Source organism: Pseudomonas sp. B37(2017), from assembly GCF_002112885.1.
GTDB classification, from domain to species: Bacteria; Pseudomonadota; Gammaproteobacteria; order Pseudomonadales; family Pseudomonadaceae; genus Aquipseudomonas; species Aquipseudomonas paraglycinae.
On the sequence record NZ_NEIX01000018.1, the window covers coordinates 30,766 to 43,948 of the forward strand.

Annotated in this window: 11 protein-coding genes and 1 pseudogene; 11 read left to right on the forward strand and 1 reads right to left on the reverse strand. The window is 62.6% G+C overall.

What is annotated here, in order from left to right; translation table 11 throughout:
- The first annotated feature begins 21 nt into the window (after nt 1-21).
- The 8 genes from CAF90_RS27950 to CAF90_RS27985 all read left to right on the forward strand — a co-directional run bounded on the left by CAF90_RS27950 (nt 22) and on the right by CAF90_RS27985 (nt 9,464).
- A complete protein-coding gene (locus CAF90_RS27950) occupies nt 22-744 on the forward strand; it encodes a tellurite resistance TerB family protein (protein ID WP_085609164.1) in 723 nt (240 codons plus the stop codon).
- A 259-nt stretch (nt 745-1,003) separates the two neighbouring features.
- Nucleotides 1,004-2,626 carry a methyl-accepting chemotaxis protein gene (locus CAF90_RS27955; protein WP_085609165.1) on the forward strand — a complete coding sequence of 541 codons (1,623 nt, stop codon included), beginning with the start codon at nt 1,004-1,006 and terminating at the stop codon, nt 2,624-2,626.
- The gene (locus CAF90_RS27960; protein ID WP_085609166.1) at nt 2,626-3,162 is read left to right on the forward strand and encodes a chemotaxis protein CheW; all 537 of its coding nucleotides are present in this window, start codon (nt 2,626-2,628) and stop codon (nt 3,160-3,162) included. The genes CAF90_RS27955 and CAF90_RS27960 overlap by 1 nt, the downstream gene beginning before the upstream one ends.
- Entirely contained in the window at nt 3,159-4,436 is a 1,278-nt protein-coding gene (locus CAF90_RS27965; RefSeq protein ID WP_085609167.1) for a protein-glutamate O-methyltransferase CheR, read from the forward strand. The genes CAF90_RS27960 and CAF90_RS27965 overlap by 4 nt, the downstream gene beginning before the upstream one ends.
- Nucleotides 4,433-5,116 (forward strand): chemotaxis protein CheW, encoded by a 684-nt coding sequence (locus CAF90_RS27970; protein ID WP_085609168.1) that lies wholly within the window; start codon nt 4,433-4,435, stop codon nt 5,114-5,116. Before CAF90_RS27965 ends, CAF90_RS27970 begins: the two co-directional genes overlap by 4 nt.
- Nucleotides 5,113-7,407, forward strand: a complete 2,295-nt coding sequence (locus CAF90_RS27975; RefSeq protein ID WP_085609169.1) for a hybrid sensor histidine kinase/response regulator — start codon at nt 5,113-5,115, stop codon at nt 7,405-7,407. Before CAF90_RS27970 ends, CAF90_RS27975 begins: the two co-directional genes overlap by 4 nt.
- The gene (locus CAF90_RS27980) at nt 7,404-8,414 is read left to right on the forward strand and encodes a chemotaxis response regulator protein-glutamate methylesterase (RefSeq protein WP_085609170.1); all 1,011 of its coding nucleotides are present in this window, start codon (nt 7,404-7,406) and stop codon (nt 8,412-8,414) included. The genes CAF90_RS27975 and CAF90_RS27980 overlap by 4 nt, the downstream gene beginning before the upstream one ends.
- 48 nt (nt 8,415-8,462) lie before the next feature.
- The gene (locus tag CAF90_RS27985; protein ID WP_039769610.1) at nt 8,463-9,464 is read left to right on the forward strand and encodes a PleD family two-component system response regulator; all 1,002 of its coding nucleotides are present in this window, start codon (nt 8,463-8,465) and stop codon (nt 9,462-9,464) included.
- Nucleotides 9,465-9,477: 13 nt separating this feature from the next.
- Here CAF90_RS27985 and CAF90_RS29780 read toward each other — a convergent pair.
- Nucleotides 9,478-9,567 (reverse strand): annotated as a pseudogene (locus CAF90_RS29780) (metal ABC transporter ATP-binding protein); the annotation flags it as partial.
- Between the two features lie 123 nt (nt 9,568-9,690).
- Between CAF90_RS29780 and prfB the strand changes: the two are divergent.
- The 3 genes from prfB (at nt 9,691) to CAF90_RS28000 (ending at nt 13,181) form a co-directional block, all read left to right on the forward strand.
- A protein-coding gene (gene prfB, locus CAF90_RS27990) for a peptide chain release factor 2 (RefSeq protein WP_102621447.1) occupies nt 9,691-10,786 on the forward strand; the annotation gives its coding sequence in 2 pieces (ribosomal slippage) (nt 9,691-9,762 and nt 9,764-10,786; 1,095 coding nt in all).
- A 69-nt stretch (nt 10,787-10,855) separates the two neighbouring features.
- Entirely contained in the window at nt 10,856-12,358 is a 1,503-nt protein-coding gene (gene lysS / locus CAF90_RS27995; RefSeq protein ID WP_007954693.1) for a lysine--tRNA ligase, read from the forward strand.
- Nucleotides 12,359-12,476: 118 nt separating this feature from the next.
- Nucleotides 12,477-13,181, forward strand: a complete 705-nt coding sequence (locus CAF90_RS28000) for a TetR/AcrR family transcriptional regulator (protein WP_045121751.1) — start codon at nt 12,477-12,479, stop codon at nt 13,179-13,181.
- The last annotated feature ends 2 nt before the right edge of the window (nt 13,182-13,183 follow it).

Here is a 13,183-nt window from a genome sequence, read left to right on the forward strand (position 1 = left end):
ACCCCTGTTTGGAGACGGAACATGAACACCCGTGGATTGCTCGATCAACTCCTCAAGTCCGGCCAGGATCTGCTGCAGAACAAGGCGGGCGGGGCGCAGAACAAACCGGCTGCCGGTGGTTTGGGCGGCTTGCTGGGCGGATCTTCCAGTAATGGCGCACTCGGCGGTTTGCTGTCAGGCGCAGGCGGCGGTGCTTTGGCGGCCGGCGCCATGGGCCTGCTGCTGGGCAGCAAAAAGGCCCGCAAGGTTGGCGGTAAAGTCGCCCTCTACGGTGGCCTCGCCGCACTGGGCGTGATCGCCTACAAAGCCTACGGCAACTGGAACGCCCAGAAAGGCACCGCCCCACAAAGCGAGCCGCAAACCCTTGATCGCCTGCCACCCGCCCAGGTCGAACAACACAGCCAGGCCATCCTCAAGGCCCTGGTCGCCGCCGCCAAGGCCGACGGCCACATCGACGACCGCGAACGCCAATTGATCGAAGGCGAATTCACCAGACTCGACAACGATCAGGAGCTCAAACACTGGCTCCACGCCGAACTCAACAAACCCCTCGACCCCACCGACGTCGCCCGCGCGGCGAGCACGCCGGAAATGGCCGCCGAAATGTACGTGGCGAGCGTGATGATGGTGGATGAGGAAAACTTCATGGAGAAGAGCTATCTGGATGAACTGGCGCGGCAGTTGAAGCTGGAGCCGGGGTTGAAGGTGGAGCTGGAGAAGCAGGTCCGTGTAGCTACCCAGTGAAGCCGCTGTCAGCGATATCAGAACCCGCGATCCCGCACAGGATGGCGGGTTCTTTCGTTGCAGCAGCTGAAATGGCCAATCCATCGCCCCTTTTTGCCATTGCGTCACTGGTACGCCGACCGCTGATTGCCGGAAAGTCCCAGTCCAGAGCCCATCGCGTTTCATGACCGAAAGGCCTGAGCGCGGCAAACCGTCTTATAAATGAAACACCGCCCTCAGCTATACTCCCCCGCATTTCGACCCGCCCCGAGGACTGACTGTGAAGAACTGGACGTTGCGCCAACGCATTTTGGCGAGCTTTGCGGTGATTATCGCCATCATGCTGCTGATGGTGGTCGTCTCGTATTCGCGGCTGTTGAAGATCGAAGCCAGTGAAAACAGCGTCCGTGACGACGCGATTCCCGGCGTCTATTACAGCTCGATGATTCGTGGCGCGTGGGTCGACAGTTATCTGCAGACCCAGGAGTTGCTCGGCCTCAAGCAGGGCGAGGGCATCAGCACTGAAGATGCGGCGGACTACAAGGCGTTCGAAACCCGCTTGCAGGAGCAGATGGCCAACTACCGCAGCACTATGGCGACGGATGAAGACCGTAACGAATTCGCTGCTTTCGAGAAGTATCACGACGCTTACATGCAGATCCAGAACTCGGTTCTGGACCTGCACAAGCGCAATCTGGAAGCCGATGCGGTCAAGCTGTTCAATGAGAAACTGACGCCGACCTGGTACAGCGGCCGGATGAAACTCAACGACATCATTGGCGAGAACAAGAAAGTCGCCGATCAGGCCATGGCCAACATTGACGAAGCGGTATCGGCGGCCAAGGTCAGCATGTTCATCTCGTTGCTGATCGCCGTGCTGGCGGCCGGCCTCTGCGGTCTGCTGCTGATGCGCGCGATCATGGCGCCGATGAACCGCATCGTGCAGATCCTCGACATCATGCGCACCGGCGATCTGAGCAGCCGCCTGAACCTCGACCGCAAGGACGAGTTCGGCGCCGTGGAAACCGGCTTCAACGACATGATGACCGAGCTCACTTCGCTGGTGTCCCAGGCCCAGCGCTCGTCGGTGCAGGTCACCACGTCGGTGACCGAGATCGCCGCTACGTCCAAGCAACAACAGGCGACCGCCACCGAAACCGCCGCCACCACGACTGAAATCGGCGCGACGTCCCGCGAGATCGCGGCGACCTCCCGTGATCTGGTGCGTACCATGACCGAAGTCTCCACCGCCGCCGATCAGGCCTCGGTGCTGGCCGGTTCCGGGCAGCAAGGCCTGGCGCGCATGGAAGACACCATGCACTCGGTGATGGGCGCGGCGGATCTGGTGAACGCCAAACTGGCGATCCTCAACGAGAAGGCCGGCAACATCAATCAGGTGGTCGTGACCATCGTCAAGGTCGCCGACCAGACCAACCTGCTGTCCCTGAACGCCGCGATCGAAGCGGAGAAGGCCGGTGAATACGGTCGCGGTTTCGCCGTGGTCGCCACTGAAGTTCGGCGTCTGGCGGATCAGACCGCTGTCGCGACTTACGACATCGAACAGATGGTCCGCGAGATCCAGTCGGCGGTGTCCGCCGGGGTGATGGGCATGGACAAGTTCTCCGAGGAAGTGCGTCGCGGCATGGCCGAAGTGCAGCAGGTCGGCGAGCAGCTGTCGCAGATCATCCATCAAGTGCAGGCGCTGGCGCCGCGGGTGTTGATGGTCAACGAAGGCATGCAGGCTCAGGCCACCGGTGCCGAGCAGATCAACCACGCGCTGGTGCAGCTGGGTGATGCCAGCAGCCAGACGGTCGAGTCGTTGCGTCAGGCCAGTTTCGCCATCGACGAACTGAGCCAGGTGGCCGTGGGCCTGCGCAGCGGCGTTTCGCGATTCAAAGTCTGATGAGCGAAATCACCGCCAAACGCAGCGCTGCACCGGTGGCGAAGCAGGCGTTGTTCCTGCTGTTTCGCATCGGCAGCGAACGCTACGCCTTGCGCGCCACGGAAGTGGCCGAAGTGCTGCCGCGCCTGCCGTTGAAGCCGATTGCCCGGGCGCCGCACTGGGTGGCGGGGGTGTTTGCCTATCGCGGCACGGTGGTGCCGGTGATCGACCTCAGTGCCCTGACGTTCGGCCATCCTGCCGAAGCGCGCACCAGCACGCGGCTGGTGCTGGTGCATTACCGCGCGGATGACTCGCAACCCTCGCAATGGCTGGGCCTGATCCTCGAACAGGCCACCGATACCCTGCGTTGCAACCCGGATGATTTCCGGCCGTACGGCCTCGACAATCGTCAGGCGCCATACCTCGGCCCGGTACGTGAAGATGCCCAAGGGCTGGTGCAGTGGGTGCGGGTCAACGACTTGCTGGACGAGTCGGTGCGTACGCTGTTGTTCCCGACACCGCCGCTGGATCCGGCGCGGCTTGAGGAGCAGCCATGAGCAGCGACCAGCGCTTCTTCGATTTCCTCAAGGAACGCATCGGCCTCGACGTTGCCTCGGTCGGGCCGGCGATCATCGAGCGGGCCGTGCGCCAGCGCATCACCCTGTCGCAAACCGTGAATGCCGATGAGTACTGGCAGACGCTGCAAGGCTCGCGGGATGAACAGCAGGCGCTGATCGAAGCGGTGATCGTCCCCGAGACCTGGTTTTTCCGTTACCCGGAATCCTTCGCCACCCTCGGCAAACTGGCGCGCAAACGTCTGGGCGAACTGAACAACATGCGTGCGCTGCGCATCCTCAGCCTGCCGTGCTCCACCGGTGAAGAACCCTATTCGATTGCCATGGCGTTGCTCGATGCGGGCCTCAAGCCCCATCAGTTCAAGGTCGATGGCATGGACGTCAGCCCCTTGTCAGTGGACAAGGCGCGGCGCGCGCTGTACGGCAAGAACTCGTTTCGCGGCCAGGAGCTGGACTTTCGCGAGCGGCATTTTTTCGCCGAGAACGAGGGCTATCAGGTAAATGAAATCGTCCGCGAGCAGGTGCGCCTGCATGTCGGCAACGTGCTTGATCCTTCATTGCTGGTCAACGAGCCGCCGTTCGATTTCGTGTTCTGCCGCAACCTGCTGATCTATTTCGATCAGCCGACCCAGCAGCAGGTGTTCGCGGTGCTGAAGCGCCTGACCCATGTCGATGGCGTGCTGTTTATCGGCCCGGCCGAGGGCAGTCTGCTCGGGCGGCTGGGCATGCGCTCGATCGGGATTCCGCAGTCCTTTGCCTTCAGTCGTCACAGCGAACCGCAGCCCGAACCGTTGCCGATGCCGACCGCAATTCCGGTGCCGTTGCCTGTGCGCCACCCGGTGCGCAGCACGCCACCGCCGCCGGTGCGCAATCGTCCGTTTGCTGGCGTGACGCCAATGCCGGCGACGGCTAAAAGCACCAATCCCGACGCCGCGACCCTGCTGGCCAACATCGCCGCCCTGGCCAACGAAGGCAAAAGTGCGGAGGCCCGGGCCGCGTGCGAACAGTATTTGCGCAGCCATGAGCCGGTGGCCCAGGTGTTTTACTGGCTCGGCCTGCTGAGCGATGTCTCCGGCAGCGCCCTCGAAGCCCAGGGCTTTTACCGCAAGGCGCTGTACCTCGAACCGCAACACCCCGAAGCCTTGATGCACCTGGCTGCGTTGCTGCAGGCCCAGGGCGACACGGCCGGCGCCAGACGATTGCAGGAGCGCGCCGCCCGCAGCGACCGCACCGCCGACAGTGAGCGTAAACGATGATCCCGTCCGACACCTTGAACGTCACCCACGAAGACGCCCGGGCCATCGACGATTGCTGGAACCGCATCGGCATCCACGGCGACAAGTCCTGTCCGCTGCTGGACGAGCACATCCATTGCCGCAATTGCTCGGTGTATTCCGCCGCCGCCACGCGCCTGCTCGACCGATATGCGTTGCAGCAGGACGAGCGCGATCCGGTGGCGACCCAAGTCGAGACCGAGCTGAAGACCCGTTCGCTGCTGATGTTCCGCCTCGGCGAAGAATGGCTCGGCCTGGCCACGCGCAGTCTGGTGGAGGTCGCGCCGTTGCAGGCGATTCACTCGCTGCCGCATCAGCGCTCCCGAGCCTTGCTCGGCGTGGCGAACGTGCGCGGTGCGCTGGTGGCGTGCCTGTCGCTGGTCGAACTGCTCGACCTCGACAGCAACGCTGCCCCGGCGACCGGCGTGCGAATCATGCCGCGCATGCTGATCATCTCTGCCCAGGGCGGGCCAGTGGTGGTGCCGGTGGACGAAGTCGACGGGATTCACGCCATCGATGAGCGAATCCTCGATGCCGCATCACGTTCCGGCGCACAGGCCAGCGCCAAATACACCCGAGGCGTGCTGCCTTTCAAAGGTCGCAGCCTGCGTTGGCTGGATGAAGAACAGCTGTTGTCCGCCGTGTCCCGGAGCCTTACATGACCCCCGAGCAAATGCGCGACGCCTCTTTGCTCGAGCTGTTCAGCCTCGAAGCCGAAGCCCAGACCCAGGTGCTCAGCGCCGGGCTGCTGGCGCTGGAGCGCAACCCGACCCAGGCCGATCAGCTCGAGTCGTGCATGCGTGCGGCGCACTCGCTGAAAGGCGCGGCGCGGATTGTCGGCATCGACAGCGGCGTCAGCGTCGCTCATGTGATGGAAGATTGCCTGGTCAGCGCCCAGGAAGGCCGGTTGTTCCTGCGCCCGGAGCATATCGACGCGTTGTTGCAGGGCACCGATTTGCTGATGCGCATCGCCACCCCGGCCAACGGCCCACAACCGGCGGACATCGAGGCTTACGTGGCGTTGATGGGCGGGTTGCTCGATCCGACGGCACCGGCCGTGGTGCCCGCCGCTCCGAGTGCTCCAGTGATGGCGGAGTTGCAACTTCAGCCACCGCCAGTGGTTGAATCGACCTCAGTTGAAATCCCGGTCGAGGTTGCCGAGCCGGAGCCGGCGCCTCGCAAGAGCAAACGCACCACTGAAGGCGGCGAGCGGGTGCTGCGGGTCACGGCAGAACGCCTGAACAGCCTGCTCGATCTGTCGAGCAAATCCCTGGTAGAAACTCAGCGCCTCAAGCCGCACCTGGCCACGATGCAGCGCCTCAAACGCATGCAGAACAACGGCCTGCGGGCGCTGGAAAGTCTCAACGTTCATCTCAAGGAACACGCCCTGAGCCTCGAAGCTCAAGAGGCACTGGAAGACGCGCGCCGTTTGCTCGCCGAATCCCAGCAACTGCTGGCCGAGAAAAACGCCGAACTCGACGAGTTCGCCTGGCAAGCGAGTCAGCGCGCGCAAGTGCTCTATGACACCGCGCTGGCCTGCCGCATGCGACCGTTCGCCGATGTGCTGTCCGGGCAGGTGCGGATGGTGCGCGACCTCGGTCGCAGCCTCGGCAAACAGGTGCGGCTGGAGATCGAGGGCGAGAAGACTCAGGTCGACCGTGATGTGCTGGAAAAACTCGAAGCACCGCTGACGCACCTGCTGCGCAACGCGGTTGATCACGGCATCGAAACCCCGGAAGAGCGCCTGCTCAAAGGCAAGTCCGAAGAAGGCCTGATCCGTCTGCGTGCTTCGCATCAGGCCGGTCTGCTAGTGCTGGAATTGAGCGACGACGGCAACGGTGTGGATCTGGAGAAGGTCCGCCGCAGCATCGTTGAACGCCAGTTGTCGCCAGCGGAAACCGCCGCTCAGTTGAGTGAAGAAGAACTGCTGACTTTCCTTTTCCTGCCGGGTTTCAGCCTGCGCGACAAAGTCACCGAAGTGTCCGGCCGTGGCGTCGGCCTCGACGCCGTTCAGCACATGGTCCGCCAGTTGCGCGGTGCGGTGGTGCTGGAGCAGACGGCGGGCGAGGGCAGTCGCTTCCATCTGGAAGTGCCGCTGACCCTGTCGGTGGTACGTAGCCTGGTGGTGGAAGTCGGCGACGAGGCCTACGCGTTCCCGCTGGCGCACATCGAGCGCATGTGCGATCTGGCGCCGGAGGACATCGTGCAGGTCGAAGGGCGCCAGCATTTCTGGCACGAAGGCCGACATGTCGGTCTGGTCGCGGCCAGTCAGTTGTTGCAACGTCCGGCCAGTCAGAACAGCGGCGATACGCTGAAAGTCGTGGTGATCCGCGAGCGCGATGCAATCTACGGCGTGGCGGTCGAGCGCTTCATCGGCGAGCGCACGCTGGTGGTGCTGCCGCTGGACGAGCGGCTGGGCAAGGTGCAGGACATTTCCGCCGGTGCCTTGCTCGACGATGGCTCGGTGGTGCTGATCGTCGACGTCGAAGACATGCTGCGTTCGGTGGACAAACTGCTCAACACCGGGCGTCTGGAGCGCATCGCGCGTCACGGCCATCAGGCCGCAGAAGCCGCGCGCAAACGGATTCTGGTGGTCGACGATTCGCTGACCGTGCGCGAGTTGCAACGCAAGCTGCTGCTCAATCGCGGCTACGACGTGGCCGTCGCGGTGGACGGCATGGACGGCTGGAACGCCCTGCGCTCAGAGAACTTCGATCTGCTGATCACCGACATCGACATGCCGCGCATGGACGGCATCGAACTGGTCTCGCTGCTGCGCCGCGACAACCGTCTGCAATCGCTGCCGGTGATGGTGGTGTCGTACAAGGATCGCGAGGAAGATCGCCGCCGTGGACTGGACGCCGGCGCCGACTATTATCTGGCCAAGGCCAGTTTTCATGACGACGCCCTGCTCGACGCGGTGGTTGAGCTCATCGGAGGAGCGCGGGCATGAAGATCGCAATCGTCAACGACATGCCTCTGGCGGTGGAGGCCCTGCGCCGCGCACTCGCTTTCGAGCCGGCGCATCAGGTGGTGTGGGTCGCCAACAACGGCGCCGAAGCGGTGCGCCTGTGCGCGGAAAACACCCCGGACCTGATCCTGATGGACCTGATCATGCCGGTGATGGATGGCGTCGAGGCCACCCGCCGGATCATGGCCGAGAGCCCGTGCGCGATCGTCATCGTCACCGTGGACCGCCAGCAGAACGTGCACCGGGTGTTCGAAGCCATGGGCCACGGCGCGCTGGACGTGGTCGACACCCCGGCCATCGGCGGTGGCAATCCCCAGGAAGCGGCGGCACCGCTGCTGCGCAAAATCCTCAACATCGGCTGGCTGATCGGCGAGAAAACCGCCCGCTCGCGCCCGGCGCCTGCGACACCACGCAGTACCGCCTCGCGCCAGCGACTGGTGGCGATCGGTTCTTCGGCCGGTGGCCCGGCGGCGCTGGAGGTCTTGCTCAAAGGCCTGCCACGCCACTTTTCGGCGGCCATCGTGCTGGTGCAGCATGTCGATCAGGTGTTTGCCGCCGGCATGGCCGAATGGCTGGCCAGCGCCAGTGGCCTCGACGTGCGTCTGGCCCGCGAAGGCGAACCGCCGCAGGCCGGCGCGGTGCTGCTGGCTGGCACCAACCACCATATTCGCTTGCTCAAGAACGGCACGCTGGCCTACACCGCCGAGCCGGTCAACGAGATCTACCGCCCCTCGATCGACGTGTTTTTCGAAAGCGTTGCCAATTACTGGAACGGTGACGCAGTAGGGGTTTTATTGACAGGGATGGGACGCGATGGGGCTCAAGGGCTTAAGCTCATGCGCCAACAGGGTTACCTGACCATCGCGCAGGATCAGCAGAGCAGTGCGGTGTACGGCATGCCCAAGGCTGCCGCAGCCATCGACGCGGCCGTAGAAATCCGTCCACTGGAAAAGATAGCGCCACGATTGCTGGAGATTTTCCCCAAATGAACACATCCATCCGCAATCCTGGCCCCCGCAGCACTCAGGTGACCGCCCATGAATGACTTACAGATCGATGACATCAAAACCGACGAGAACGCCGCCATGGTGTTGTTGGTGGACGATCAGGCGATGATCGGCGAAGCCGTGCGCCGTGGGCTGTCGAATGAAGAGAACATCGACTTCCACTTCTGCTCCGACCCGCATCAGGCCGTGGCCCACGCGGTGCGGATCAAGCCGACCGTGATCCTGCAGGATCTGGTGATGCCCGGCCTCGACGGCCTGAGCCTGGTGCGCGAGTACCGCAATCACCCGGCGACCAAGGACATTCCGATCATCGTTCTGTCGACCAAGGAAGACCCGCTGATCAAGAGCGCGGCGTTCTCCGCCGGGGCCAACGATTACCTGGTGAAACTGCCGGACAACATCGAGCTGGTGGCGCGCATCCGCTATCACTCACGCTCCTACATGACGTTGCTGCAACGGGACGCGGCCTACCGCGCGTTGCGGGTCAGCCAGCAGCAATTGCTCGACACCAATCTGGTGTTGCAACGCCTGATGAACTCCGACGGCCTGACCGGATTGTCCAACCGCCGGCACTTCGACGAATACCTGGAACTGGAATGGCGCCGCTCGCTGCGCGACCAGAGCCAGTTGTCGCTGCTGATGATCGACGTCGATTACTTCAAGTCCTACAACGACACCTTCGGCCACGTCGAAGGCGACGAGGCCTTGCGCAAGGTCGCCACGGCGATCCGCGAGGCCAGTGCCCGGCCGTCCGATCTGCCGGCGCGTTATGGCGGCGAAGAATTTGCGCTGGTGCTGCCCAACACCTCGCCGGGCGGGGCCCGACTGGTGGCGGAAAAGCTGCGCCAGACGGTCGCGGCGCTGAAGATTCCGCACAATGCCCCCGCTGAAGGCTCGAGCCTGACCATCAGCATCGGCCTGGCAACCATGGTGCCGGAGTCGGGCAGCGACTGCCGGCTGCTGATCTCGGCGGCGGACCGCGGCCTGTACCTGGCCAAGAACAACGGGCGCAATCAGGTCGGCATCGAATAGGTACGCGATACCCTTGTGGGAGCGGGCTTGCTCGCGAATGCGGTGGGTCATTCAGCAATGATGTCGACTGATACTCCGCCTTCGCGAGCAAGCCCGCTCCCACAGGGGATCTGCGTCAGGCCCTGTCAAGTGAATCGCCTTAACAGCCGCCAGACGGGCTGCCGTGACAGCTTGATTACGTTATACTCGCCGGCTTTCAAAAGTTCGCCAACGAGTGCTGCCCGTCATGGAAATCAACCCGATCCTGAACACCATCAAGGACCTGTCCGAGCGCTCCGAAACTATTCGGGGGTATCTTTGACTACGATCAAAAGCATGAGCGTCTGATCGAAGTCAATCGCGAGCTTGAAGATCCTGCAGTCTGGAACAAACCTGAATACGCCCAGGAACTGGGCCGCGAGCGCGCTGCGCTGGCGCAGATCGTCGACACCCTCGACGAACTGAACGGTGGCCTGGCCGATTGCCGCGAGCTGCTGGACATGGCTGTTGAAGAAAACGACGAGGGCGCGGTCAACGACGTCGTCGAAGTCCTTCAAGGTCTCGAAGAGTCCCTGTCCAAGCTCGAATTCCGCCGTATGTTCAGCCACGAGATGGACCCGAACAACGCCTACCTGGACATCCAGGCCGGTTCCGGCGGCACCGAAGCCCAGGACTGGGCCAACATCCTGCTGCGCATGTACCTGCGCTGGGCCGACAAACGCGGTTTCGACGCGACCATCATGGAGCTGTCGGCCGGTGAAGTCGCCGGGATCAAGGGTGCGACCGTGCACATCAAGGGCGAATACGCCTTTGGCTGGCTGCGTACCGAGATCGGCGTGCACCGTCTGGTGCGCAAGAGCCCGTTCGACTCCGGCAACCGTCGCCACACCTCGTTCTCCGCGGTTTTCGTCTCGCCAGAGATCGACGACAAGGTGGAAATCGAAATCAACCCGGCAGACCTGCGGATCGACACCTATCGTTCCTCCGGTGCCGGTGGTCAGCACGTAAACACCACCGACTCGGCCGTACGTATCACCCACGTACCGACCAACACCGTGGTGAGCTGCCAGAACGAACGTTCCCAGCACGCCAACAAGGACACCGCCATGAAAATGCTGCGGGCCAAGTTGTACGAGCAGGAAATGCAGAAGCGCAACGCGGCGTCCCAGGCGCTGGAAGACACCAAGTCGGATATCGGCTGGGGTCACCAGATCCGTTCGTACGTGCTCGATGCGTCGCGGATCAAGGATCTGCGCACCAACATCGAACGCAGTGACTGCGACAAGGTGCTCGACGGCGACATCGACGAATACCTGGAAGCCAGCCTGAAATCGGGCCTGTAAGCTTTCACCCGACCTCAAGTCCCCCGTCATCGGCGGGGGCAACGAACCTGTGATGGAATATTTAAAGACATGAGCGACCAACAACTCGACCCGCAAGCCCTGCAACAGGAAGAAAACTCCCTGATCGCCCTGCGCAAGGAAAAGCTTGCTGCCGAGCGCGCCAAGGGCAATGCCTTCCCGAACGACTTCCGCCGCGAAAACTACTGCGAAGCACTGCAGAAACAGTACGCGGACAAGACCAAGGAAGAGCTGGCAGAGGCTGCGATCCCGGTCAAGGTTGCAGGTCGCATCATGCTCAACCGTGGCTCGTTCATGGTGATCCAGGACATGACCGGTCGCATCCAGGTCTACGTCAACCGAAAGACCCTGTCCGAAGAAACCCTGGCCGCGGTGAAAACCTGGGACATGGGCGACATCATCGCCGCCGAAGGCACCCTGGCCCGTTCCGGCAAGGGCGACCTGTACGTCGAGATGACCAGCGTGCGCCTGCTGACCAAATCCCTGCGCCCGCTGCCGGACAAGCACCACGGCCTGACCGACACCGAACAGCGCTACCGTCAGCGCTACGTTGACCTGATCGTCAACGAAGACGTGCGTCAGACTTTCCGCGTCCGTTCGCAAGTGATCGCGCACATCCGCAGCTTCCTGATGAAGCGCGACTTCCTCGAAGTCGAAACGCCGATGCTGCAGACCATTCCTGGCGGCGCCGCAGCCAAACCGTTCGAAACCCACCACAACGCGCTGGACATGGAAATGTTCCTGCGTATCGCGCCGGAGCTGTACCTCAAGCGTCTGGTGGTTGGCGGCTTCGAAAAAGTGTTCGAGATCAACCGCAACTTCCGTAACGAAGGCGTTTCGACTCGTCACAACCCTGAATTCACCATGTTGGAGTTCTACCAGGCTTACGCCGACTACGAAGACAACATGGACCTGACCGAAGAACTGTTCCGCGAACTGGCGCAGCTGGTTCTGGGCAGCACCGACGTGCCGTACGGCGACAAGGTGTTCCACTTCGGCGAGCCGTTCGTGCGCCTGTCGGTGTTCGACTCGATCCTCAAGTACAACCCTGAGCTGACCGCCGATGACCTGAACGACATCGACAAGGCGCGCGCCATCGCCAAGAAGGCCGGCGCCAAGGTGCTGGGCTTCGAAGGTCTGGGCAAGCTGCAGGTGATGATTTTCGAAGAGCTGGTCGAGCACAAGCTGGAACAGCCGCACTTCATTACCCAGTACCCGTTCGAAGTGTCGCCGCTGGCCCGTCGCAACGACGACAACCCGAACGTCACCGACCGCTTCGAGCTGTTCATCGGCGGCCGTGAAATCGCCAACGCCTACTCCGAGTTGAACGACGCGGAAGACCAGGCCGAGCGTTTCATGGCGCAGGTGGCCGACAAGGACGCCGGCGACGACGAAGCCATGCACTACGACGCCGACTTCGTTCGCGCGCTGGAGTACGGCATGCCGCCAACGGCCGGCGAAGGTATCGGCATCGACCGTCTGGTGATGCTGCTGACCAACTCCCCGTCGATCCGCGACGTGATCCTGTTCCCGCACATGCGGCCACAAGCGTAAGTGTTTCAATAAAAAAGCCGCCTGAAATGGGCGGCTTTTTATTGCCTGTCTGGTACAAACGTATCAAATGGTTAATTTTGAAGAAAACAACAGAGGTATGCCTGTCGTGATCGGTGCAATGGCTCAAGAGGGTGCAGCGGGAATCGCCACTGCGGTCGCTGAAAGTGTTCAGTACCAGGGCCGCAAGGCCAGCCGGCAGGGCAGTGAACAGCGTCGACAGGACATTCTCGATGCGGCGATGCGCATTGTCGTGCGCGACGGTGTGCGGGCCGTGCGTCACCGTGCGGTGGCGGCCGAGGCCGGTGTGCCACTGTCGGCCACCACGTATTACTTCAAGGACATCGATGACCTGCTCACCGATACCTTCGCCCAGTACGTCGAACGCAGTGCGGCCTACATGGCCAAGCTGTGGATCAACAACGAAGGCCTGCTGCGCGAAATGGTGGTCAGCGGTGACGGCAGCCCGGAGTCGCGGTCGCAACTGGCCGACGATATCGCGCGGTTGATGGCCGACTACGTGCACCGGCAACTGGTCAACCGGCGCGAGCATTTGATGGCCGAGCAGGCGTTCCGTCAGGAAGCACTGCTCAACCCGCGTCTGGCGGTATTGGTACGCTCCCATCAGCAGATTCTGTTGCAGGGCACCTGCCAGTTGTTCCAGGTATTGGGCTCGCGCGAGCCGCAGCAGGATGCCAAGGTGTTGACGGCGATTATCGGACGGATGGAATATCAGGGCCTGCTCAACGACGCCGAGCCTTTGGCCGAAGAGGACATGCTCGGCATTCTGACGCGCTATATGCACCTGGTACTCGCGTCGGTGTAATT

Coding starts and splice junctions, on each gene's coding strand:
- CAF90_RS27965 (WP_085609167.1), top strand. CDS start 3,159: ATGAGCAGCGACCAGCGCTTCTTCGATTTCCTCAAGGAACGCATCGGC.
- CAF90_RS27980 (WP_085609170.1), top strand. CDS start 7,404: ATGAAGATCGCAATCGTCAACGACATGCCTCTGGCGGTGGAGGCCCTG.
- CAF90_RS27950 (WP_085609164.1), top strand. CDS start 22: ATGAACACCCGTGGATTGCTCGATCAACTCCTCAAGTCCGGCCAGGAT.
- CAF90_RS28000 (WP_045121751.1), top strand. CDS start 12,477: ATGGCTCAAGAGGGTGCAGCGGGAATCGCCACTGCGGTCGCTGAAAGT.
- CAF90_RS27975 (WP_085609169.1), top strand. CDS start 5,113: ATGACCCCCGAGCAAATGCGCGACGCCTCTTTGCTCGAGCTGTTCAGC.
- lysS (WP_007954693.1), top strand. CDS start 10,856: ATGAGCGACCAACAACTCGACCCGCAAGCCCTGCAACAGGAAGAAAAC.
- CAF90_RS27960 (WP_085609166.1), top strand. CDS start 2,626: ATGAGCGAAATCACCGCCAAACGCAGCGCTGCACCGGTGGCGAAGCAG.
- CAF90_RS27985 (WP_039769610.1), top strand. CDS start 8,463: ATGAATGACTTACAGATCGATGACATCAAAACCGACGAGAACGCCGCC.
- CAF90_RS27970 (WP_085609168.1), top strand. CDS start 4,433: ATGATCCCGTCCGACACCTTGAACGTCACCCACGAAGACGCCCGGGCC.